Source organism: Streptomyces sp. NPDC096132 (assembly GCF_044763345.1).
Classification (GTDB): Bacteria; Actinomycetota; Actinomycetes; order Streptomycetales; family Streptomycetaceae; genus Streptomyces.
Window position 1 is genome coordinate 230,662 of the sequence record NZ_JBIWGA010000006.1, and the last position, 22,674, is coordinate 253,335.

Annotated in this window: 21 protein-coding genes; 7 read left to right on the forward strand and 14 right to left on the reverse strand. The window is 70.5% G+C overall.

The window, feature by feature from the left end:
* Positions 1–22: 22 nt before the first annotated feature.
* The 3 genes from ACIRF9_RS16735 to ACIRF9_RS16745 form a co-directional block, all read right to left on the reverse strand.
* Positions 23–2,062: an ABC transporter ATP-binding protein gene (locus ACIRF9_RS16735; protein ID WP_403821831.1), complete on the reverse strand. Its 2,040-nt coding sequence runs from the start codon at positions 2,060–2,062 to the stop codon at positions 23–25.
* 95 nt (positions 2,063–2,157) lie between these two features.
* Positions 2,158–2,283 (reverse strand): hypothetical protein, encoded by a 126-nt coding sequence (locus tag ACIRF9_RS16740; protein WP_403821834.1) that lies wholly within the window; start codon positions 2,281–2,283, stop codon positions 2,158–2,160.
* Between the two features lie 174 nt (positions 2,284–2,457).
* On the reverse strand, positions 2,458–5,472 hold the full coding sequence (locus tag ACIRF9_RS16745; RefSeq protein WP_403821837.1) for an FAD-binding and (Fe-S)-binding domain-containing protein: 3,015 nt from the start codon (positions 5,470–5,472) through the stop codon (positions 2,458–2,460).
* Between the two features lie 93 nt (positions 5,473–5,565).
* On the opposite strand from ACIRF9_RS16745, the gene serC reads away from it, so the two are divergent.
* On the forward strand, positions 5,566–6,684 hold the full coding sequence (serC, locus tag ACIRF9_RS16750) for a phosphoserine transaminase (RefSeq protein WP_403821840.1): 1,119 nt from the start codon (positions 5,566–5,568) through the stop codon (positions 6,682–6,684).
* Positions 6,685–6,790: 106 nt separating this feature from the next.
* Here serC and ACIRF9_RS16755 read toward each other — a convergent pair whose 3' ends face one another.
* The 5 genes from ACIRF9_RS16755 to ACIRF9_RS16775 form a co-directional block, all read right to left on the reverse strand.
* The gene (locus ACIRF9_RS16755; RefSeq protein ID WP_403821843.1) at positions 6,791–8,389 is read right to left on the reverse strand and encodes an alpha/beta hydrolase; all 1,599 of its coding nucleotides are present in this window, start codon (positions 8,387–8,389) and stop codon (positions 6,791–6,793) included.
* 167 nt (positions 8,390–8,556) lie between these two features.
* The gene (gene gcvH / locus ACIRF9_RS16760; RefSeq protein WP_403821846.1) at positions 8,557–8,943 is read right to left on the reverse strand and encodes a glycine cleavage system protein GcvH; all 387 of its coding nucleotides are present in this window, start codon (positions 8,941–8,943) and stop codon (positions 8,557–8,559) included.
* A gap of 137 nt (positions 8,944–9,080) precedes the next feature.
* The gene (locus tag ACIRF9_RS16765; protein ID WP_403821849.1) at positions 9,081–10,601 is read right to left on the reverse strand and encodes a cellulase family glycosylhydrolase; all 1,521 of its coding nucleotides are present in this window, start codon (positions 10,599–10,601) and stop codon (positions 9,081–9,083) included.
* A 160-nt stretch (positions 10,602–10,761) separates the two neighbouring features.
* Complete coding sequence (locus ACIRF9_RS16770) at positions 10,762–11,580, reverse strand: ABC transporter permease (protein ID WP_403821852.1); 819 nt, start codon at positions 11,578–11,580, stop codon at positions 10,762–10,764.
* Positions 11,577–12,539: an ATP-binding cassette domain-containing protein gene (locus ACIRF9_RS16775; protein ID WP_403821855.1), complete on the reverse strand. Its 963-nt coding sequence runs from the start codon at positions 12,537–12,539 to the stop codon at positions 11,577–11,579. The genes ACIRF9_RS16770 and ACIRF9_RS16775 overlap by 4 nt, the downstream gene beginning before the upstream one ends.
* A gap of 106 nt (positions 12,540–12,645) precedes the next feature.
* Between ACIRF9_RS16775 and ACIRF9_RS16780 the strand changes: the two genes are divergently transcribed.
* Positions 12,646–13,401: a TetR/AcrR family transcriptional regulator gene (locus ACIRF9_RS16780; protein ID WP_403821858.1), complete on the forward strand. Its 756-nt coding sequence runs from the start codon at positions 12,646–12,648 to the stop codon at positions 13,399–13,401.
* A gap of 7 nt (positions 13,402–13,408) precedes the next feature.
* On the opposite strand, the gene ACIRF9_RS16785 is transcribed toward ACIRF9_RS16780, so the two are convergent.
* Positions 13,409–14,413, reverse strand: a complete 1,005-nt coding sequence (locus ACIRF9_RS16785) for a WD40 repeat domain-containing protein (protein WP_403821861.1) — start codon at positions 14,411–14,413, stop codon at positions 13,409–13,411.
* An 89-nt stretch (positions 14,414–14,502) separates the two neighbouring features.
* Between ACIRF9_RS16785 and ACIRF9_RS16790 the strand changes: the two genes are divergently transcribed.
* Complete coding sequence (locus ACIRF9_RS16790; protein WP_403822441.1) at positions 14,503–15,177, forward strand: GDSL-type esterase/lipase family protein; 675 nt, start codon at positions 14,503–14,505, stop codon at positions 15,175–15,177.
* Here ACIRF9_RS16790 and ACIRF9_RS16795 read toward each other — a convergent pair.
* Entirely contained in the window at positions 15,141–15,914 is a 774-nt protein-coding gene (locus tag ACIRF9_RS16795; protein WP_403821864.1) for an aminoglycoside adenylyltransferase family protein, read from the reverse strand. The two genes, ACIRF9_RS16790 and ACIRF9_RS16795, sit on opposite strands and share 37 nt — an antisense overlap.
* Before the next feature lie 90 nt (positions 15,915–16,004).
* Between ACIRF9_RS16795 and ACIRF9_RS16800 the strand changes: the two genes are divergently transcribed.
* Positions 16,005–16,601 (forward strand): Uma2 family endonuclease, encoded by a 597-nt coding sequence (locus ACIRF9_RS16800; protein WP_403821867.1) that lies wholly within the window; start codon positions 16,005–16,007, stop codon positions 16,599–16,601.
* 48 nt (positions 16,602–16,649) lie between these two features.
* A complete protein-coding gene (locus tag ACIRF9_RS16805) occupies positions 16,650–17,642 on the forward strand; it encodes an aldo/keto reductase (RefSeq protein ID WP_403821870.1) in 993 nt (330 codons plus the stop codon).
* Positions 17,643–17,875: 233 nt separating this feature from the next.
* Here the strand turns inward: ACIRF9_RS16805 and thpR are convergent, their stop codons facing one another.
* Positions 17,876–18,448 (reverse strand): RNA 2',3'-cyclic phosphodiesterase, encoded by a 573-nt coding sequence (gene thpR, locus ACIRF9_RS16810; protein ID WP_403821873.1) that lies wholly within the window; start codon positions 18,446–18,448, stop codon positions 17,876–17,878.
* Positions 18,449–18,474: 26 nt separating this feature from the next.
* On the opposite strand from thpR, the gene ACIRF9_RS16815 reads away from it, so the two are divergent.
* Entirely contained in the window at positions 18,475–18,993 is a 519-nt protein-coding gene (locus ACIRF9_RS16815) for a GNAT family N-acetyltransferase (RefSeq protein WP_403821876.1), read from the forward strand.
* A 20-nt stretch (positions 18,994–19,013) separates the two neighbouring features.
* Here ACIRF9_RS16815 and ACIRF9_RS16820 read toward each other — a convergent pair whose 3' ends face one another.
* The gene (locus ACIRF9_RS16820) at positions 19,014–20,384 is read right to left on the reverse strand and encodes an MFS transporter (RefSeq protein ID WP_403821879.1); all 1,371 of its coding nucleotides are present in this window, start codon (positions 20,382–20,384) and stop codon (positions 19,014–19,016) included.
* A gap of 28 nt (positions 20,385–20,412) precedes the next feature.
* Positions 20,413–20,850, reverse strand: coding sequence for a MarR family winged helix-turn-helix transcriptional regulator (locus tag ACIRF9_RS16825; protein WP_133912015.1), 438 nt, complete (start codon positions 20,848–20,850; stop codon positions 20,413–20,415).
* Positions 20,851–21,001: 151 nt separating this feature from the next.
* Here ACIRF9_RS16825 and ACIRF9_RS16830 point away from each other — a divergent pair, with 151 nt between their 5' ends.
* Entirely contained in the window at positions 21,002–21,184 is a 183-nt protein-coding gene (locus ACIRF9_RS16830) for a ribbon-helix-helix protein, CopG family (protein WP_403821882.1), read from the forward strand.
* 15 nt (positions 21,185–21,199) lie between these two features.
* Here the strand turns inward: ACIRF9_RS16830 and ACIRF9_RS16835 are convergent, their stop codons facing one another.
* Positions 21,200–22,651 carry an NCS2 family permease gene (locus tag ACIRF9_RS16835; RefSeq protein WP_403821885.1) on the reverse strand — a complete coding sequence of 484 codons (1,452 nt, stop codon included), beginning with the start codon at positions 22,649–22,651 and terminating at the stop codon, positions 21,200–21,202.
* Positions 22,652–22,674 lie beyond the last annotated feature (23 nt).

Genomic DNA, 22,674 nt, shown 5'->3' on the forward strand with positions numbered 1-22,674 from the left:
CCACTGTCTCGGGCGTGAGACGTCAGCTGCCGGACGCCCAGTACTGCTCGTACTGAGTTCCGTGGGTCTCGTGGGTCTCGTGGGTCTCGTGGGTCTTGTAGGTCTCGTAGGTCCCGTAGGTCCCGTACGCCTCGTACGCCGGCGGAGTCCAGGCCTGCGGGTCGTACCCGTGGGCGTAGGAGTCGCCGTACGCGGTCGGGTACGCCGCCGCCACCGGCACTGCCACCGGCACTGCCACCGGCTGTTCCACGAACAGCGGCAGCCGCAGCTCGCCCGTGTCCATGACCGCGTTGTTCTGGGAGCGGTGCAGACGGGCGTACGCGCCGCCCCTCGCCAGCAGTTCCTCGTGGCGGCCCGTCTCCACGATCCGTCCCGCGTCGACGACCAGGATGCGGTCGGCGTCGGGAGCGAGGTTGAGATCGTGGGTGATCATGATGGTCGTACGGCCGGTCATCAGGCGCCGCAGCGGCTTGACGATCCGCCGGGCGGCCATCGAGTCCAGTCCCGTCGTCGGCTCGTCCAGGACCAGGACCGGCGCGTCCCGCAGGATCGCGCGGGCGATCGCGAGGCGCTGGAGCTGGCCGCCGGACAGCCGGGCCGTCCCCGGGTCGATCCGCGTGTCGTAGCCCTCGGGCAGGTCGACGACGAAGCCGTGGGCGTCGGCCGCGCGCGCCGCCTCCTCGATCGCCTGGTCGCTCGCGCCGGGGCGCCCGCAGGCGATGTTCGCGCGGACGGTGTCGTGCAGGACGAGCGTCTCCTGGGGCAGCAGGGTCACGTACTCCCGCAGCCGCGCCAGCGGGAAGTCCCGCAGGGGCACGCCGTCCAGCAGCACCTCGCCGACGTCGGGGTCGTAGAACCGCAGCAGCAGCTTCGAGACCGTGGACTTCCCGGCGCCGCTCGGCCCGGTGATGATCACCAGTTCGCCCGGGCTCACCGAGAAGTTCAGCCCGTCCAGGGCCGTGCGGTCCGCGCCGGGGTAGCGGAAGGAGACGTCCCTGACCTCGACCGTGCCGTCCGGGCGGCCGGGGGCCTCGACCACGCGCCGGGGGTCCGCCACCGACGGCCGTACGTCCAGGATCTCGATCAGCCGCTCCGCCCCCGCCGTGGCCGCCGTGACCGTGAGCCCCAGCTGGGCGAGGCCCCGCACCGGCGGATAGAGGTAACCGAGGAAGGCCGCGAAGGCGAGCAGTTGGCCGAGGGTCATCCGCCCGGTGGAGATCTCCCAGGCGCCGATGCCGATCACCGCGAGCACACACACCGTCTCGATGACCTGCACGAGCTGCTCGTAGGCCTCGTTCAGCCGCGTCGAGCGGACGGAGGCGCGGAACCAGGCGTTCGCCTCCTCGTTCAGCCGCCGGCGTTCCGCGTCCCGCCGGTCATACGCCTGGGTCAGCACGATGTTGCCGAGGGACTCCTCGACCACCGACGTGATCGCGCCGTCGGCGACCCGGCCCTCCCGGGACACGTCCTTGATCGAGCCGGAGAAGCGGCGGGCGGCCAGCCAGAAGAGGGGGGCGAGGACGAAGGTGGCGGCGGCCAGGTCCCAGCGCAGCCAGAACGCGGCGGCCGCGTAGAACAGCGCGCTGAAGGCCGCCGACGCGGCGCCCACCAGGCCGGACACCACCAGCGTCTCGATGGCCTCGACGTCACTGGTCAGCCGGGACAGCAGGTCGCCCTGCCGGTGGCGCTGGAAGAAGTGCGGCGGCAGCTGCTGTACGTGGTCGAAGACGTGCTCGCGCAGCCGCATCACGAAGCGTTCGGTCGCCCAGGCGGCCAGGGAGTTGCCGGCGTAGGCCACGATCGCACCGGCCACGGCGACGCCGAGCCACTTCACGGCCGGCGCCCAGAACGCGCCGAGCGAGCCCTCGCGGAGGGCGTTGTCGGTGAGGTCGCCGAAGAGCAGGATGGCCTCGGTCTCGGCGAGCGCGGCGAGGATCGTGCACACCCAGACGATGAGCAGCCATTTTCTCAGGCCCTTGGTCAGCGGCCAGAAACGGCGGAACGCTGCGCGCGCGGGAATGGTGGGGGTGTCGTACTCATATTCTTCGTCCTCTTCGTCCACCGAGAATTCCCCTCCTTGAAAAAATCCCCCTGATTTCCAAAAGGAAAGGGGCCGACGGTGCACCGTCGGCCCCTTTTCAGCATGTCAGCGTGGGCTCAGCTGTCCTGGCCCGGCACCGGCGGAACCGGCTTGAGCTTCTTCTTGGGCTTCGGCTTCGGCGGGGGCGGGAGCTGCTTCGACTTGGGCTTGGGGGGCAGCGGGGCAAGCTTCTTGAAGCTCATTCCAACTCCTTGCGGGGATTGCGCTGTGCTTTCGTCGTTTTCGGGCTTTCCGCGTCCGGCTCCCGACATCGAGAAACGTACACGCTTCTCATCTCTGTAAACGGCAAAAAGAGCAAAGGTGCGCTGTGAATACCCTGGGAGAAGCTGGCAGTTGCTTGAGCAACCCGTGGAACCTTAATCAGTGCGGATTCCGTCCAGCGCGTCCGCCAGGACCTCCGCCAGGTGCCGGGCCCGGACCCCCGCCAGCTGCTCCAGCTGGGTCCGGCAGGAGTACCCGTCCGCGAGGACGACCGTGCCGTCGGGGGCGGTCCGCACCGCCGGCAGCAGCTGCTCCTCCGCGCAGGCCACCGACACCTCGAAGTGGCCTTTCTCGAAGCCGAAGTTGCCCGCCAGGCCGCAGCAGCCGCCGCTCAGTTCACCGGTGAGTCCGGCGGCCTCGCGCAGTCGCCGGTCGGGGGCGTCTCCGAGCACCGCGTGCTGGTGGCAGTGGGTCTGGCCGACGACCGGACGGTCCAGCCTCGGCGGCACCCAGCCCGGCGCGAACCGCTCCAGCGCCTCCGCGAAGGTCATCACGCGCGCCGCGAGGCGCGCCGCGCGCGGGTCGTCGGGCAGCAGCTCCGGGAGGTCCGTGCGCAGGGCGGCGGCACAGCTGGGCTCCAGGACGACGAAGGGCGGCTCTTCGAGGGCGTCGTACGGGTCCTCCTCACTCTCCTCCTCAGCCGCCGCCTCCCCGACGTCGACGGCGGCCGGCGTGAGGCCCCTCAGCAGCTCCTCCTCCGGCACCAGGAACGGTTCCAGCAGATCCAGGGTCCGCCGCATGACCTCCCGCGCACGGTCGAGCTGCCCCGTCGACACATACGTCAGTCCGCAGCACACCCGGCCACGCCTGGCCGTGAGCGGGTTGAAGACGTACGACACCCCGTCGCCGACGGCCGCCTTCGTCCACCGGTGCGCGGGCGGGGTGAGCACGTCCAGGCCCGCCACCTCCAGGACCCGTACGGCCGCCTGGCCGACGGACGGGGAGAGGTGCTCGGTGAAGGTGTCCGGCCAGAGGAAGACCGCCTGCCGGGGCCCGCCCGGCCGCCGTTGCCCACCCGCCTCCGCCGCCGCCCGCGCCCGCGCCACCAGCCGCCGTCCGAACCACCGGCTGAACGTCTCCCGGGCCAGCGGCGGGATGTCCCGCTCGGGCGTGATCCCGCCGGCCCGTTTCGCAGCCCACGCCAGCGGCCGCACGCGCGCGAGGGCGTTCACGAGCGCCGCCGCGCGAAGGCGGGACGCCCAGCGCAGCCACTGCGGCAGCCGGCCCATCGTGCGGTGGGCAGCCGGGCGGCGCCGGCCCGCGTAGTGGTGGTGCAGGAACTCCGCCTTGTACGTGGCCATGTCGACGCCGACCGGGCAGTCGGAGCGGCAGCCCTTGCAGGACAGGCACAGGTCCAGCGCGTCCCGCACCTCCTCCGAGCGCCAGCCGTCGGTCACCACCTCACCGGCGAGCATCTCGTGCAGCAGGCGGGCACGCCCGCGCGTGGAGTGCGCCTCCTCGCCCGTCGCGCGGAACGACGGGCACATCACGGCGGGCCCGGTCGCCGTCGTCGTACGGCACTTCGCGACCCCGACGCAGCGGCGGACGGCCGCCGAGAAGTCGCCGCCGTCGGACGGGTAGCCGAAGACCACCGGCACGGGCTCGCGCGGCAGGACCGAGAAGCGCAGACCGGCGTCCAGGGGCGCGGGGCGCACCAGCATGCCGGGGTTGAGCAGGTCGTCGGGGTCCCACACGCCCTTCGCGCGCTCGAACAGGGCGACCGTCTCCGCGCCGTACATGCGGGGCAGCAGTTCGGCCCGCGCCTGCCCGTCGCCGTGCTCCCCGGACAGTGAGCCCCCATGGGCGACGACCAGGTCGGCGAGGTCCTGCGAGAAGCGGCGGAAGCGGCCGACGCCCGGCTCCGTCAGCAGGTCGAAGTCGATGCGGACGTGGATGCAGCCGTCCCCGAAATGGCCGTACGGCGTCCCGCGCAGACCGTGCGAGGCGAGCAGCGCCCGGAAGTCCCGCAGGTAGGGGCCGAGCCGGGCCGGCGGTACCGCGCAGTCCTCCCAGCCGGGCCACGCCTCGGAGCCGTCGGGCATCCGGGTCGCCGTACCGCTGGCGTCCTCGCGGACGCGCCACAGGGCCCGCTGCCCGGCCGGGTCCGTCACGATCAGGGAGTCCACGGTGTCCGGGGCGCCCCGCACGATCGTCTCCGCACGCGCGCGTGCCTCGCGTTCCGACTCCCCGCCCGTCTCCACGAACAGCCAGGCCCCGCCCCTGGGCAGCACGGCCGCCGCCCGCGCCGGCACCAGGTCCGCGGCCATCCCCTCCACCGTCAGGGGCCGGTACGGCAGCAGTCCGGCCGCCGCTTCGGCCGCGGCGCCCTCGTCGCCGTAGCCGAGGACGGCGAGCGCACGCGCGCGTGGGGTCTCGACGAGCCGGACGACCGCCTCCGTCAGGATGCCCAGCGTGCCCTCCGAACCGCAGAAGGAGCGGGCCACGTCGGCGCCCTTCTCGGGCAGCAGCGCGTCCAGCGCGTACCCGGAGATCCGGCGGGGCAGCTCGGGGAAGCCGGTGCGCAGCCGTGCCAGATGGCCGTCCACCAGCTCCCGCAGCCCGTCCGGGGCTCCGGCCCAGCCCTGTCCGAGCCGCAGCCGCCGCCCGCGCGCGGTGACGACCTCCAGCTCGCTCACGTTGTCCGCGGTCGTCCCCCACGCCACCGAGTGCGCGCCGCACGAGTTGTTGCCGATCATCCCGCCGAGCGTGCAGCGGCTGTGCGTGGCCGGGTCGGGGCCGAAACGCAGCCCGTGCGGGGCGGCGGCCTCCTGGAGCCGGTCGAGGACGAGCCCGGGCTGCACGACGGCCGTGCGCGCCGTCGGATCCAGGGTGACCAGCCGGTTCATGTGCCGGGTGAAGTCCAGCACCACGCCCGTGCCCGTCGCCTGCCCCGCGATCGACGTGCCCCCGCCCCGTGCGACGACCGGCACCCCGTGGGCCCGGCACACCTCCAGGGCGGCGGTCACGTCGTCGGCGTCCCGGGGGGCGACGACACCCAGGGGGACACGGCGGTAGTTCGACGCGTCCATGGTGACGAGCGCCCGGGAGGTGACGTCGAAGCCGACGTCCCCTTTCACGGCCTTGCGCAGCTCGGCCTCAAGCTGTGTCATGACATCCACCCAATCAGCCCACCTGTCGAACACACCGTCTCACCCGACGGACGAGGTTTCGCCGAGGTTTCCTCCACCCGATAACCTCCCCCCGTGGCTGAGATCCAGATTCCCGCTGACATCAAGCCCGCCGACGGTCGATTCGGCGCGGGCCCCTCCAAGGTGCGGACGGAAGCGCTGGACGCGCTGGCCGCGACCGGTACCTCCCTGCTCGGCACCTCCCACCGCCAGGCTCCCGTCAAGAACCTGGTCGGCAAGGTGCGCGAGGGCATCTCCGAGCTGTTCTCCCTGCCCGAGGGCTACGAGGTCATCCTCGGCAACGGCGGTTCCACCGCGTTCTGGGACGTCGCGACCCACGGCCTGATCGAGAACAAGTCGCAGCACCTCACGTTCGGTGAGTTCTCGTCGAAGTTCGCGAAGGCCGCCAAGCTCGCCCCCTGGCTGGCCGAGCCCACCGTCGTCTCCTCCGACCCGGGCACGCACCCCGAGGCGCGGGCCGAGGCGGGCGTCGACGTCTACGCCTTCACCCACAACGAGACCTCCACCGGTGTCGCCGCCCCGCTGAAGCGGGTCGCGGGCGCCGACGAGGGCGCGCTGGTCCTGGTGGACGCCACCTCCGGCGCCGGCGGCCTCCCGGTCGACATCGCCGAGACGGACGTCTACTACTTCGCCCCGCAGAAGTCCTTCGCCTCCGACGGCGGCCTGTGGATCGGTGTGTTCTCCCCGGCCGCGATCGAGCGCGCCGAGCGGATCCACGCCTCCGGCCGCCACATCCCGGAGTTCTTCTCGCTCCCCACGGCGATCGACAACTCCCGCAAGAACCAGACGTACAACACCCCGGCCCTCGCCACCCTCTTCCTGCTGAACCAGCAGCTGGAGTGGATCAACGGCCAGGGCGGTCTGGCGTGGTCCACGGCCCGTACGAAGGACTCCTCGGCGCGCCTGTACGGCTGGGCGGAGGAGTCGAAGCACGCCACCCCGTTCGTCACCGACCCGGCCAAGCGCTCGCAGGTCATCGGCACGATCGACTTCAGCGACGACATCGACGCCGCCGCGATCGCCAAGGTCCTGCGCGCCAACGGCATCGTCGACACCGAGCCCTACCGCAAGCTCGGCCGCAACCAGCTCCGGGTCGCGATGTTCCCGGCGATCGACCCGGCGGACGTCGAGGCGCTGACGAAGTGCATCGACTACGTGATCGAGAAGCTCTGACCGCTTCCGCTACGACGTGAAGGGCGCCCGGCGAACACCGGGCGCCCTTCTCGTTTCAGCTCGGCCGCGAAAGCCGAGACAGCTCAGCCGCGAAAGCCGGGTCGGCTCAGCCGCGGAAGCCGAGCAGCCCGTGCAGGGTGTCGCCGCCCGCCGCGGTGGCCGGCTGCTGCGTGCTCAGCGCGGACTGCGACGTGCTCGGCGGCACGGGGTCGGCGGTCTTCTTGCAGACGGCGTCGGCCACGCCGCTGCCGCGCGGCACCGTGCCGTCGGTGAGGTACTTCGCCAGGTACTTGTCCAGGCAGGCGTTGCCGCTCAGCGTGATGCCGTGGTTGCCGCCGCCCTGCTCGACGACCAGGCTGGAGCGCTTGAGCAGGCGGTGGACGGCGACGCCGCCCTGGTAGGGGGTGGCCGCGTCGTTCGTCGCCTGGAACAGCAGCACCGGCGGCAGCTTGCTGTTGGCGACGTTCACCGGCTTCATCGACTTCGTGGGCCAGAAGGCGCACGGCGCGTTGTACCAGGCGTTGTTCCAGGCCATGAAGGGGGCCTTCGCGTACACGGACCAGTTGTCCTTGCGCCACTGGTTCCAGTCGCGCGGCCAGGAGGCGTCACGGCACTGCACAGCGGTGTAGATGCTGTAGCCGTTGTCGCCGGAGGCGTCGATCGCCGCGAAGTTCTCGTACGCCTCGACCAACGGCTCGGCGTTCTTGTCGTTCACGTAGGCCGCGAACGCCTCGGCGAGATAGGGCCAGTAGCCGTTGTAGTACCCGCCGGGTATGAAGGTGTCCTCCAGCTCGGAGGCGCCCACCTTGCCGCCGGCCGGGGTCTTGGCGAGCTCCGCCCGCATCGCGTACCACTCGGCCTCGATCTTGGCCGGGTCGGTGCCGAGCTTGTACGTGCTGTCGTACTTGGCGATCCACTTCATCAACGCCTTGTGACGGGCGTCGAAGGCGTAGTCCTGGGAGATGTTGGCGTCGTACCAGACCCCGCCCGGGTCGACGATCGAGTCCAGCACCAGGCGGCGCACCCGGGTCGGGAAGAGCTTGGCGTAGACCTGGCCCAGGTAGGTGCCGTACGAGTAACCGAAGTAGTTGATCTTCTTGGCGCCGAGCGCCTTGCGGATCTGGTCCATGTCCTTCACGGCGTTGACCGTGTTGATGTACGGCAGGACGTCCGCGTACTTCGTACCGCAGGCCTTGGCGAAGGACTTGGCGCGCGAGAGGTTGGCCTTCTCGATCGCGGGCGTGCCGGGCACGGAGTCCGGGCGGACCGGGTTGAAGTAGCCCGGCTTGCAGTCCAGGGCGGGCTTGCTCTTGCCCACGCCGCGCGGGTCGAAGCCGATGACGTCGTACTGGGCCGCGACCGTCTTGGGCAGCGAGGAGGCGACGAACCCGGCGAGGGTCAGGCCGCTGCCGCCGGGGCCGCCGGGGTTGACCAGCAGCGGGCCCTGGTACTTGCGCGCGGTGTGCGGGACGCGGGACAGGGCCAGGGTTATCTTCCGGCCGTTCGGCTTGGCGTAGTTCAGCGGCACCTTCACCGACGCGCACTGGAGGGTCGGGTAGTCGTCCGTGGCGCACTTCTTCCAGGTGACCTTCGCCGCCTGGACGGCCTGCGCGGACTGCGACGTGGTGGCCTCGGCCGGGACGGCCGTGAGTGACCCGGCCAGGACGACGGTCGCGCCGCACAGCACGGCTGTGCTTCTTCTCATGAAGTTCCCTCAAGGCATGGGGGGTTGGGTAAGGACCGCAAGGTTCACGACCCTGGCGGGATCCTTTCGAAGAAGCACGTCTGAAAGTAGCGTTTCGACCGAAGATTTAAATTTCCTTTGAACCGAGGGGCGCCTGACGGGTCACCAGCCGGGCGCCCCTCGGAGTCTCACTCGCCGGCGATGAGCTTTTCGTACGCCTTGGCGTCCAGCAGGCCGTTGGACGAGGCCCCGGCCTTGACCTTGATCTTGACGAACCAGGTCTCGTACGGCTCGCTGTTGATCTCCTCGGGCTCCGAGGAGATGTCCTGGTTGACCTCGACGACCTCACCTTCGAGCGGACTGAAGATCTCGGACACCGCCTTGACCGACTCGACGGTGCCGAAGGCGTCGCCCACGGCGAGCTTCCTGCCGACCTCGGGCAGTTCGACGAAGACGATGTCGCCGAGGTTCTTCTGGGCGTGGTCGGTGATGCCGACGGCCGCGACGCCGTTGGCCTCGGTGCGGACCCACTCGTGGTCCTGGGTGTAGCGGAGATCGGCGGGCACGTAGGACATGGCAGCTCCATGGGCCGTGGTGATGCGGTCGGCAACAGCCTGGGGCACCGGCCCGCGAAGGCGTGTATTTCGGGCATGCCGGTCCACCATGCGGGTGACGATCACTCCATTCACCGGGCGGCCGAGGCGGGCAGCCCTCACGCCGCCGTACAGCTCACGCTCGGCACTCCCCCGCCCCCGGGCGCGCCTCCGAAGCCGAAGGACGCCGAGGCACCCACGGCGACGGTGCCGTTGTGCGAGGCGTTGACCGCCGTCACGGTCGCCCCGGCCTGGGTGTACGAGGCGTTCCACATGGTCGTCACCTGCTGGGCGCCGCTCCAGGTCCAGGTGACCTTCCACGAACCGATCGCGGTCGTCCCGGTGTTGGTCACCTTCACCTCGGCGTTGAAGCCGCCGCCCCAGTCGCTGGTGACGGTGTAGGCGGCGGAGCAGGCGGCCGTGCTACCGCCGCCGCCTCCGCCACCTCCGCCGCCGGTGCTCGGGAAGCCCGGCGCCTTGACACTCGCCAGGTACCCGTCCTTCACCGTGTCCACGGTCTGCCAGTCGTCCTTCAGGATCCCGCCGGTGTCACCGGAGTTGGGGTTCCAGGACCAGAAGGTCCAGTGGAAGGAGTCGGAGCCGTACGTCGACGTCGGCCGCAGGTAGCTCACCAGCGCGGCCAGCCACTGCTGGTCGACGGTCGACTGCAGCGTCGTGCCGAACTCGCCCACCCACACGGGCGCGATGTTCTGCTTGAAGATGTAGCCCCAGTACTTGTCCCAGATCCCCGGCATGTTGGCGGGGAACGCCGGGTCGCTGAACCAGCTCTGCTGGGCCACGCTCGTGGCGTAGTCGTGGGCCGAGTACACCACCCGGTTGGCCACGTTCAGCTGCACCGGGTACTGCGCGACCCCCATCAGGTTGCCGCCCCACCAGCCGGAGACGCCGTTGAAGGTCTGCACGCCCTCGACGAGGACCAGCAGATCGGGGTTGACCGACAGGACCGCGTTGCCGGCCCGCTGCGCGGCCAGCCGCCAGTCCGTCGCCGTGTCCCCGCAGCCCCAGCAGGCGGGGTCGTGGGGCTCGTTGTGCAGATCGATCCCTACGACGGTGTTCTGGCCCAGGTAACGCGCCGCGAGCGCCTTGAGGTTGGCGATCCACGTCGACTCGGGGACGGCCGAGGTGTACCAGAGCGCCGACTGCCCGCCCGCGTCCGGGCGGTGCCGGTCGAGGATGACCTTGAGGCCGTCCTGACCGGCGTACGAGACGATCTTGTCCAGGACGCCCAGTGAGCTGAGACCTTGCAGGTCGGCGTTCTTGCCGCCGCTGAAATCGATGCTGTTGGGGACGGTCGAGCTTTTGAAGATGTCGTCGCTGTACGGGATGCGGATCGTGTTGTAGCCCAGCGACTTCATCTGGTCGATCATGCTCTTGTAGTCGCGGGACCAGAGGCCGTGGACGACGTAGTTGCCGGTCTCGAAGCCGAACCAGTTGATTCCGGCGATCCGGACCGGCTGTCCGGCGGCGTCCAGGATCTGCCGGCCGCTGGTGTGCCAGTAGCCGGCGCCGGCGTCGGCCGCGCCGGCCTCGGCCGCGTGGGCGGACTGCGCGCCTGCCGCCAGGGGGAGCAGCAGGGCCGCGACGGCGGCGCACAGCACTCTGCGGAGGTTGCGGAACATGGCGTTGCTTCCTCTCGGGGGCGGCGCGGGCCCGGAACATGGGAGCGCTCCCACACGCCGCGCTCCCTCCAGAGAACCGACAGTGCATGAACGCGTCAAGGCACGCGGCAGCGGCGGCACCGGGAAAGGGTGCCGCCGCCGGGGCCGGGGCCGGGAACGCTCACCGGCCGAGCTTCTGGAACCTCCGTACCGCCAGCGGCAGGAAGATCGCCGTCAGGAGCGCCGGCCACACCCCCGCCATCAGCAGCGCGTGCTGCTCGACCCAGGAGTCACCGCCGCCGACCGGCGTCCCGAACAGGTCCCGGGCGGCCGCGGCCGTGGACGAGATGGGGTTCCAGGCGGCCACGAAACCCAGCCAGTCGGGCATCAGCTGGGGCGCGACGAAGATGCTGGAGATCATCGTGAGCGGGAAGGCCACCGCGAACAGACCGCCCGCCGCCTCCGGGTTGGGCACGATCAGACCGAGCCAGACGCCGACCCAGATCAGCGCGAACCGCAGCCAGAGCAGCAGCCCGAACGCGGCGAGGAAGCCCCAGCCGCCGTCCGGCCGCCAGCCCATGGCCAGTGCGGTGAGCATCATGATGCCCAGCTCGGCGCAGGCGACGAGGAGATCGGTGAGGCCCCGGCCGGCGACCACCGCCGAGGACGCCATCGGCATGGACCGGAACCGGTCGATGACCCCTCTGGTGGAGTCGTACACCACCACGGTCGCCGTGTTGATGAAGCCGAAGGCCATCGTCATCACGAACATCCCGGGCATCAGGAAGTCCTTGTAGTCCCCGCCTCCGGGCACGGTCATCGCGCTGCCGAAGACATAGCCGTACAGCAGCACGGAGAGGATCGGGAAGCCCAGCTGCCAGGCGACGTTGACGGGCTGGCGCTGATAGTGGGTCAGACCGCGGCGGACGATGTTCCAGCTGTCGGAGAGCAGCCAGTGGACCCGTCCCCGGGTGCCGTCGACGAGGGTGCTCGTGCTCATGCCGCCGCCTCCTTCTCCGCGCGGTGTCCGGTCAGGCGCAGGAACACGTCGTCGAGGCTCGGCCTGCGCAGTCCGAGGTCCTCGGCGCGGACACCCTCGTCGCGCAGGGCGCGGGCGACCTCAGTGAGCGCGGCCACCCGGTCGGTGACCGGGGCGTGCACCCGCAACTCCCCCTCGTCGGCCTCGGGTTCGCCGTCCGTGACGCGGGCGACGACCTTCACCACGGCGGGGATCTCGGACCGCTCGGCGACGACGACCTCGATCCGGTCGCCGCCGACGGTGTCCTTGAGGCCGTCCGGGGTGTCGTCGGCGATGGCACGGCCGCGGTCGATGACGGTGATGCGGGAGGCGAGCCGGTCGGCCTCCTCCAGGTACTGGGTGGTGAGCAGCACGGTGGTGCCGCCCGCGACCAGCGCCCGTACGGACTCCCAGACCTCGCCCCGGCTGCGGGGGTCGAGACCCGTGGTCGGCTCGTCGAGGAAGAGGACGGCCGGGGCGAGGATCATCGAGGCGGCGAGGTCGAGGCGGCGGCGCATGCCGCCGCTGTAGCCGCCGACGCCCTTGTCGGCGGCGTCGGTGAGGTCGAAGCGTTCGAGGAGTTCGGCGGCGCGCGCCTTGGCCCGTTTCCCGCCGAGGTGGAACAGGCGCCCGAACATCTCCAGGTTCTGCCGACCGGTGAGCACCTCGTCCACGGCCGCGTACTGGCCGGTGAGCCCGATCCGGGCGCGCACCTCGTGCGGCTGCCGGGCCACGTCGAGCCCGGCCACCTCCGCGCGACCCCCGTCCAGCCGGACGAGCGTGGACAGGATGCGTACGGCGGTGGTCTTTCCGGCGCCGTTCGGTCCGAGCAGGCCGTGCACGGTGCCCTCGCGGACGGTCAGGTCGAAGCCGTCGAGGGCGTGTTTGTCGCCGTAGCGCTTCTCCAGTCCCTCGGCGCGCACGGCGTGTCCGTCGGCCATCGGTCCCCCTTCTGGTCGTCTGTGCGGCGGTGTCGTAACTGGGTACACCGTACCCGATTGCGCGTACACCGTACCCAGTATTTTTTCCCGGAACTAAGCTGCACCCATGACGAGCGGTACGGAGACCAGCGGCAGCGGGGACATCACGCGCACCCTCGAGCTGCTGTGGGACACCGGGCGGCGGCCCGGGCGCGGGCCCAAGCCGGGGCTGACGCTGGAGCGGATCGTGGAGACGGCGGTCGAGGTCGCCGACCGGGACGGGATCGCCGGGGTCTCCATGCGCCGGATCGCCACGGAGCTGGGGACGGGCGCGATGTCCCTCTACCGGTACGTCCCCGGCAAGGCCGAGCTGCTCGACCTGATGCTGGACCGGGTCCAGCGGCCCTCCGACAACCCCGCCGACCTGGGCGACGGCGGCTGGCGGTCCGCCCTGGAGGCGATGGCCCGCGCCACGCTCGCGCTCTACCGGCGCCACCCCTGGCTGCTGGACGTCAACCAGTCCCGCCCGCTGCTCGGCCCGAGCGCGCTGGACGGCATGGAGAAGGTGCTCGACCGCATCCGCCCGATGGGCCTCGCCGACCCCGAGCTGGTGTCGGCGGTCCTCATGGTCGACGGGTACGTCGTCGGGGCGGCGCGCACACAGGTCTACCAGGAGGCCGCCGAGCGCACCTCGGGCATGACGACCGCCGACTTCTACGCGGCCCAGGCCCCGTTCCTGGAGGAGGTCATGGCCACCGGCCGCTACCCGGTGCTCGCCTCCCTCGCCGAGGACACCTGGAGCCCCGCCTTCGACCACTTCGAGTTCGGGCTCCAGCGGATCCTGGACGGGCTGGAGGTCCTCGTCGCCCGGCGGCGGGCGTGACGGGGGATCAGTTACGGCGCCGCAGTCGGCGGAAGCCGAAGAGGGCGGCGAGGACGGCGGCCACGGCCAGGGCGCCGAGCTTGACGTTGCCGGTCGTCGCCGAGGATCCGGAGGACCCGGAGGCGGAGTCCGCACCGCCCTTGCCCGACGGTGACGCGGAGGCGGCGCCCTCGGGAGCGTCCTCCGCCACCACCGAACTGCCCGTCCCCTCACTGCCGTACATCAGCTTGCTGCCGTCGGCGGAGTAGCTGATGGACTCCCCCTGCCGCTGCAGGGGCACGTCGAGCCGGCCCTCGCGCTTGATGTCGCCGCCGTTCCAGTCGTAGAGGATGCCGCCGAAGTAGCCGCGTACGGCGAGCTGGGTGCCGTTCGGGGAAAAAGCGGCGTCGGTGGCCCACAGGTCGACGGTGGCGACGGGCTTGAAGACGTTCGTCCCCGACGCGGACAGCTTGGCGGGCCCTTCGTAGAGATGCCCGCCGTCCTCCTGCTTGTCGATGATGTAGACGCGCCCGGTCTCGGGGTGGACGACCATCGACTCGGCGTCACGGGACCCGTCCGAGTACTTCACGACGTACTGCGTGGCGCGGATGGTCTGGTCTTTGAGGTCCTTGGGCTCGGGCAGCTGATAGATCCACACATAGGGCCAGGTCACGCCGTCGTTGTCGCCGATGTCACCGACGTAGATCTGGTTGTCGGGCCCGATGGCGACGGCCTCGACGTCCCGCTGTTGGCCCACTCCGCTCAGGGTGATCCGCGCGACGGTCTCGCCGGTGCCGCTGTCGACGGCGTAGAGGTAGCTGCCGCTGTCCTGGTCGTTGTGCGTCCAGTAGATGCCGGGGTGCTGCCGTGAGGCGGCCAGGCCGCTGGACTCGGTGATGCGCTGGTCCTCGATGGTGAACCCCTGGTCGCCCTTGCCGTCGGCGGCGGAAGCGGTGGCGGGCACGGCGAAGGCACCCACGAGGAAGGTCGCGGCGAGGAGGACTCCGGCGCGGCGGGCGAAGGGTCGGCGCATGCACTCAAGCCTGCCATCCCGCTCGGGCGTTCAGTGACCGTGGCCGGTCTCACACGCCAGGAGCCACCTTGATCCCCCATGATGAGCGGATGCTCAGGTTCATGCCCGTAGGCGACTCGATGACGATCGGCAGCGCGGGCGAACACACCTGGCGTTACCGCATGTGGCAGCACCTGTGCGCGACGTACGGCGGCCCGTTCACCCTGGTCGGCCCGCGCGAGACGCTCCACGACAAGACGACGGACGCCCCCACGTCGTACGCGTACGCCGACCCCGGCTTCCCCCGCGCCCACCTGGCCGGCTGGGGCGAGGGCTGGCTGCACATGGCCCCGCTGATCGGCGAGGCGGTCCGCACGTCACGGGCGGACGTCCTGCTCGTGTCCCTGGGCCTGATCGACCTCGGCTTCTACACCAACGCGGAACAAACGGCCGAGAACACCCGCGCGTTCGTGGCCGCGGCCCGCTCGGCCAACCCCCGGATACGCATGGTCTGGCTCCCGGTGATCCCGAACATCCGCGCCGCGAACGACGAGCCCTTCGCCACCCAGGTCGCCCTCTTCAACGAACTCCTCGCGAAGACCGCGGCGGACCTGGACGAGCCGGCCTCCCCGATCCTCCTGGCCTCGATCCCGGAGGCCTGGGACATCCACACCGACACCTACGACGGCACCCACCCCAACGGCAACGGCGAACACCGACTCGCGGCGGCCTTCGCCGAGGCGATGCATCAGGGCTGGGGGCTGGGCGAGGAGTACGGCGACTGAACGGCCCGCGCCAGATACTCGGCGCAGGGTCCGACCCGGTCCCGCAGATCGTCCCACCCCTCCTCGGCCTCCCCCAGATAGATCGCCCGCGCCCGCGCCAGCACCGGCCGATGCTCCTCCGGCAGCCGGGCCAGCACCCAGTCGGCGGCGGCGTCCTTGGACCGTACGGCGCCGGTCGCGAGGGTCGTCCGGATCCGGGCCAGGGTGAGCAGCACGTTGCGGGTGTCGTGGGCCAGGTCCGCCATCAGCTCCGGCACCCCCGCGGTGATGGCGCGCACCAGGTCGTCGTACGGGACGGGGTCGAGGACCTCGGCGGGCGGGGGCCCGTACAGGGGCGTGTCGCCGAGCAGGGTCATGGTCAGGAGTGGCGCGAGGTCGGGCATGGGCTCCGGCTCGGGGACGGTCCCGCGCTCGTAGTCGCCGCGCAGCCAGTCGCCGTAGAGGAAGTCGCAGACGGGCGGGTACCGCCAGGGCCGTACCTCCGACCGCACGACGACGGTCAGCTCGACGTACCGCCGCCCGTCGCGGCCGGAGAGGACGAGCAACTCGTCGAGCAGCCGCCGCCTCTGGCGGGTCGTCAGCGACTTCCGCGCGACGACCAGCACGTCGACGTCACTGTGCGGCCGGAGTCCGCCGAGGACGGCTGAGCCGTGGAGGTAGACGCCGAGGAGCAGGTCGTCGCCGAGGGTGGTGCGGACGAGGTCGAGGAGTTGGTCGGTGGTGGGGCCTTCTGGCATATGCGTCTCCCGCCGTGTCCTGGTCACCGTGCGTATCGTTGTACTGCGCGGCGGCACCCGTCCGTGGGGGCAGCCGGGGAGGAGCGCCAGATGACCGTCCTGGAAGACAGGATCGAGATCGACATGGCCGATGAGAACACCGAGCGCTTGGACGACTGGTTCGAGCGACTCGAGCGGATGCCCGTCCCCGAGGGATTCAAGGTCGAGATCGTCGGGGGCTGCGTCTACATGACTCCACAGCGGGACATCCACTGGGAAACCATCCGCGAGATCCTCTGGGCCCTCGAGGACCACTTCGGGAGGCGGCAAGCACGGGTTTTCTCTGATGTCCGGGTCGACTTCCCCGGTAATCAGAACGGCTTCTGCCCTGACGTGGCCAAGTTCCGCGACGGTGCGACGAAGAACGAAGAGGGTCGCTGGCGATACGAGGACATCGAGTTCGTCGGAGAGGTCATCTCCAAGGGGACGGCACCCAACGACTACGGCCCGAAGAAGACGGCCTACGCGGTCGCCGAGATCCCGGTGTACCTCATTGCCGACCCCTACAAGCGCAGGTGCACCGTTTACACCGAGCCCAAGGACGGGGAGTACAAGTGTGAGCTACGCGTCGACTACGGAACCGACGTCGACATGACCACCACCCCCCTCGGCCTCACCCTCAAGACCGACGACTTCCCCCGCGACTGACCGGTTCCCCTTGCATGGAGCGCACTCCAAGACGTTGGCTTGGGCTCCATGAAGTACACGCAGCTCGGACGTACCGGACTCAAGGTCAGCCGACTCGTCCTCGGCACCATGAACTTCGGCCCGCAGACCGACGAAGCCGACTCCCACGCGATCATGGACTCGGCGCTGGACGCGGGCATCAACTTCTTCGACACCGCGAACGTGTACGGCTGGGGTGAGAACAAGGGCCGTACGGAGACGATCATCGGGAACTGGTTCGCGAAGGGCGGCGACCGGCGCGACAAGGTCGTCCTCGCCACCAAGGTGTACGCCAACATGGCCGCCGACGACAACGCCTGGCCCAACCACGACAAGCTCTCCGCGCTCAACATCCGGCGGGCCGTCGACGCCTCGCTGAAGCGGCTGCAGACCGACCACATCGACCTCTACCAGTTCCACCACGTCGACCGCAGCACTCCCTTCGAGGAGATCTGGCAGGCCATCGACGTGCTGGTGCAGCAGGGGAAGATCCTCTACGCCGGGTCGTCCAACTTCCCCGGCTACAAGATCGCCCAGGCCAACGAGATCGCCGCCCGGCGCGGCGGCACGATCGGCCTCGTCAGCGAGCAGTGCCTCTACAACCTCGCCGAGCGCCGCGCCGAGATGGAGGTCATCCCGGCCGCGCAGGAGTACGGGCTCGGGGTCATCCCCTGGTCGCCGCTGCACGGCGGGCTGCTGGGCGGGGTGATCAAGAAGGAGGTCGAGGGCGGACGCCGAGCGTCCGGACGAGCCGCCGACACCCTGGCCAACCCCACCGAGCGTGCGCGGATCCAGGCCTACGAGGACCTCCTCGAGAAGCACGGCGTCGAACCCGGTGAGGCCGCCCTGGCCTGGCTGCTCACCCGCCCCGGAGTGACCGGCCCGATCGTCGGCCCGCGCACGGCCGAGCAGCTGGACTCCGCGATCCGGGCGGCCGAGCTGGAGCTGAGCCAGGAACTGCTGGAGGGCCTGGAAGAGATCTTCCCGGGCCCGGGCCCGTCACCGGAGGCCTTCGCCTGGTAAGGCGGGTGCTGTTCGGTCTTGAGGGGCGCGGGGCCGCATCAATGTGCGGCTCCGCCGCGGGGCGCGACCAGCCACAAACGGCCCGCACCCGGCGTGCGACGCGCAGTCCCCCGACGCTCCCGCCTGCTCAACCGCTACTTACCGAGCGCCGCAGCCAACGCGACGACAACGAACATCAGAACAAGCGCACCGGCCATGATCCGGTTCCGGGTCTTCGGGTCCACACCCCGAGCCTAACCGGCCCCGCCGAGCGCCCACCGACCGACCGGCTCGTAACGGGGCTGCTCCCCCGGCACCCCGGACCGCGGCAGGTTGCTGCGGACCAGCACCAGCTCCCCCACGGTCCAGGTACGCCCCTGGAACGCGTGCAGTGCCTCGACGTACGGCCGCACGTCCACCGCGTTCCGGCTGCGGGCCACCGTGAGGTGGGCCTTGTAGCGGCGGTGCTCCCCCATGTCCAGGCCCGCCTTCCGCGCCGCGGCCTCCGCCCGGTCGGCGAGGAGCCCCAGCGCCGGCAGGTCCCCGCCCGCCCCCGCCCACAGGGCCCGCCCGTGCCCGAACTGTCCCCCGCTCCGCACGGACAGCTCGAAGGGGGCGCTCCGGTGCGCGGCCCGCTCCAGCCGGGCCGACAGGTCCGGTACGACGTCGTCGTCGACCTCGCCGTAGAAGGCGAGGGTGAAGTGCCAGCCGGGGCGGCCGGTCCAGTGCAGCCCGTCCGCACCGGGCAGCGTGTGCAACAGCGCGACCTCGGAGGCGAGTTCGTCGATGACATCCTGCGGCGGGAGCACGGCGGCGAAGAGTCTCATACGGACCACCCTGCCACCATGGGGGCATGGAGATCACCATCAGGAACGGCGGTCCGGACGACGTCCCCGCGATACTCGGCATGCTCGACAGCTGCGTGGAGTGGCTGGTCGGACAGGGGCGCACGGGACAGTGGGGGATCGAGCCGCTGTCCGGGAAGCCGAAGACCGTGGAGTCGGTCGCCCGGTACGCGCGGGAGGGCGAGGTCTACATCGCCGAGATCGACGCCGTGCCGGTCGGCGCGCTCACCCTCACCGACGGGCCCGGCCCCTACCTCGCCCACCTGCGGCCGCCCGGCGAGCCCGAGCGGTACATCCACTGGCTCGCCTCCGACCGCCGTTTCAAGGGCCACGGCGTGGGCAGCGCCCTGCTCGCGCACGCCGCCGACGAGACCCGGTCGGCCGGGGTCGCCCTGCTGCGGGTGGACTGCTACGCCGGTGACGACCGCAAGCTCGTCGCGTTCTACGAGGCCAACGGCTTCGTCCCGACGGAGGCGTACACGGCGCAGGGCGACTGGCCGGGGCAGGTGCTGGCGCGCCGGGTGTAGGCACGTACGGGAGGGGGCGGTCAGGCCACGGACGCCAGCTCCTCGCCGTCCTTCAGGCTCTCCTTCGGCACGAACCGTACCCGCGGATGCCCGTCGTTCCAGCCCACCGACAGCCGTAGGTTGCCGACGCGGGCCAGGATCAGGCCGATGGTGACCGCGGCCCCCGCGGCGATCGCGCCGCCCACCGCGAGGCCGGCGCGGACGCCGTACGCGTCGGTGATCCAGCCCGCGATCGGCGCGCCCACCGGGGAGCCGCCGAGGAAGACCATCATGTAGAGGGCCATGACGCGGCCACGCATGGCCGGGTCGGTGCCCATCTGGATGCTGGTGTTGGCGGTGACGTTGATCGTCATGCCGAACATGCCGATCGGCGCCATGAGCAGGGCGAAGAGCCAGAGGGAAGGGGCCGTCGCGGCGAGCAGCTCGACCGCGCCGAACAGCACCGCCGCGGCGATCATCACCCGCATCCGGGCCGTGCCGCGCCGGGCGGCGAGGAGGGCGCCGGCCAGGGAGCCGACCGCCATCAGCGTGTTGAAGAGGCTGTAGGAGCCGGCGCCGGCGTGGAAGACGTCGTCGGCGAAGGCGGAGAGGTAGACGGGGAAGTTGAAGCCGAAGGTGCCGACGAACCCGACGAGGACGATCGTCCAGATCAGGTCGGGGCGGCCGGCGACGTAGTGCAGTCCCTCCCGCAGCTGGCCCTTGCCGCGCGGTGCGCGCTCGACGACGTGCAGGTCGCGGGCCCGCATCAGCAGCAGGCCCGCTATGGGGGCGACGAAGGACAGGCCGTTGAAGAGGAACGCCCAGCCGGTGCCCACGCCGGTGATCATGAGGCCGGCGACGGCGGGGCCGACGAGACGGGCGGACTGGAAGTTCGCGGAGTTCAGACTGACCGCGTTCTGCAGCTGGTCCGGGCCGACCATCTCGGAGACGAAGGACTGACGGGCCGGGTTGTCGACGACCGTGGCGAGGCCGACGGCGAAGGCGGCCAGGTAGACGTGCCAGACCTGGACGTGGCCGGAGAGCGTGAGCGCGGCCAGCGCGATGCCGGTGACGGCCATCGCGGACTGGGTGACGAGCAGCGTGGGGCGCTTGGGCAGGCGGTCGACGAGGACGCCGCCGTAGAGCCCGAAGAGCAGCATGGGCAGGAACTGCAGGGCCGTCGTGACGCCGACGGCCGTGGCGGAGCCGGTGAGGCTGAGGACCAGCCAGTCCTGCGCTATGCGCTGCATCCAGGTGCCGATGTTGGAGACGACCTGGCCGGCGAAGAACAGGCGGTAGTTCCTGACCTTCAGGGAGCCGAACATCGAGGACTTGCGGGTGGTTCTGGGGGTGGGCGGGGTGTCGTGGGTGGTCGGTGCGGGTGCGGAGTCTGCTCCGGGTCCCGTACTCAAAAAGGTTCGCCTCCTCGGGTACTGCGGCTTACAGGTGTGCGAGCTTCTCCAGCACGGGGGCGGCGGCGCGCAGTTTCGCCCACTCGTCCTCGTCCAGGCCGTCCACCAGGGTGGCCAGGAAGGCGTTCCGCTTGCGGCGGCTCTCCTCGAGCATGGCCTCGGCCTGCTCGGTCTTGGTGACGACCTTCTGGCGCCGGTCCTCGGGATGCGGCTCCAGCCGGACCAGGCCCTTGGCCTCCAGCAGCGCCACGATGCGGGTCATCGAGGGGGGCTGGACGTGCTCCTTGCGGGCGAGCTCGCCGGGTGTGGCGCTGCCGCAGAGGGAGAGGGTGCCGAGCACCGACATCTCGGTGGGGCTCAGCGACTCGTCGACCCGCTGGTGCTTGAGCCGACGGGACAGCCGCATCACGGCGGACCGTAGCGAGTTCACGGCGGCTGCGTCGTCGCCATGGGTGAGGTCAGGCATCTCTTTAGCGTAACTCATTACTCTGGCTAAACAAGCTGGGGCGCGCCAGGATTCCCGTGAGCCTGGCCACGGAAACCCCATCGTCACTCGAACGAGTGAGGAGGACGCGGAAAGTCACTGACGTGTGCCACCGGCCCGCGACCCTCGTCTCATGGGGACCACTGTGCTCAGTCTGCGGATAGACCATGAACTGCTCGAACGGCTCCGACAGCACGCCGCCAAACGCGGAATGAGCGTCCAGGACTATGTCGTCCGGACGCTCATTCGCGATGACTTCGACCAGCGGTTCCAGACCGCCGTCGAGGAGACGGAGAAGTTCTACGGGCACACCTGACCGGCCTCACGGCCGTCAGGTGAGACCGAGGGCCGGCATCAGGTAGTAGAACGCGAAGACCGCGGAGACCACGTACATCGGGACCGGGATCTCGCGGGCCCGGCCCACCGCCAGACGCAGCAGGACGAACGTGATGAAGCCCATGCCGATGCCGTTGGTGATCGAGTAGGTGAACGGCATCATCACCATCGTGATGAAGGCGGGCATGGCGATCGTGTAGTCGGCCCAGTCGATCTCCTTGACCGAGTTGGCCAGGATCAGGAAGCCCACCGCGAGCAGCGCGGGAGTGGCGGCCTGTGACGGGACCATGGTGGCGACCGGCGTGAGGAACAGCGCGACGGTGAAGAGGCCGCCCGTGACGAGGTTCGCGAAGCCGGTGCGGGCGCCCTCACCGACACCGGCCGTGGACTCCACGAACGCGGTGGTGGCGGAGGAGGAGCTGGCGCCACCGGCGGCGACGGCGAGACCGTCGACGAAGAGGACCTTGTTGATGCCGGGCATCTCACCGTGGGCGTTGGTCAGCTTCGCCTCGTCGGAGACGCCCATGATCGTGCCCATCGCGTCGAAGAAGCACGACAGCAGCACCGTGAAGACAAACAGGACACCGGTCAGCACGCCGACCTTGCCGAAGCCGCCGAACAGGCTGAACTCGCCGATGAGCCCGAAGTCGGGGGTGGCGACCGGGTTGCCGGGCCACTCGGGCGTGGTCAGACCCCAGGAGGGGATGGTCGCGACCGCGTTGAGGACCAGCCCGAGCACGGTCATCGCGACGATCGAGATGAGGATCGCGCCGGGCACCTTGCGGACGATCAGGGCCAGCGTGAGCAGGGCGCCCAGGATGAAGACCAGGACCGGCCAGCCGGTGAGGTGACCGTCGGCGCCGAGCTGGAGCGGGACGGTGGTGTGGGCGGCGTCCGGGATGCGGGTGACGAAGCCGGAGTCGACCAGACCGATCAGCATGATGAACAGGCCGATACCGATCGAGATCGCCTTGCGCAGACCGTACGGGACGGCGTTCATGACGCGCTCCCGCAGGCCGGTCGCGACCAGGAGCATGACGACGAAACCGGCCAGGACGACCATGCCCATGGCGTCCGCCCAGGACATCCGCGGGGCGAGCTGGAGGGCGACGACCGAGTTCACGCCGAGCCCCGCCGCGAGCGCGATCGGCACATTGCCGATGACGCCCATGAGGAGCGTGGTGAAGGCCGCGGTGACACAGGTGGCCGTGACCAGCTGACCGTTGTCGAGCTGGTGACCGTACATGTCCTTCGCGCTGCCGAGGATGATCGGGTTCAGCACGATGATGTAGGCCATCGCGAAGAAGGTGGCGAAACCGCCGCGGATCTCGCGGGACAGCGTGCTGCCGCGCTCGGAGATCTTGAAGTAGCGGTCGAGTGCGCCGTAGGCGGGCCTGGCTCCCGGCGTTTCAGGGGCGGGGACCTTGGCGGGGGCCGAGGTGGGCATGTATTTGGTGTTTCCTACGAAGA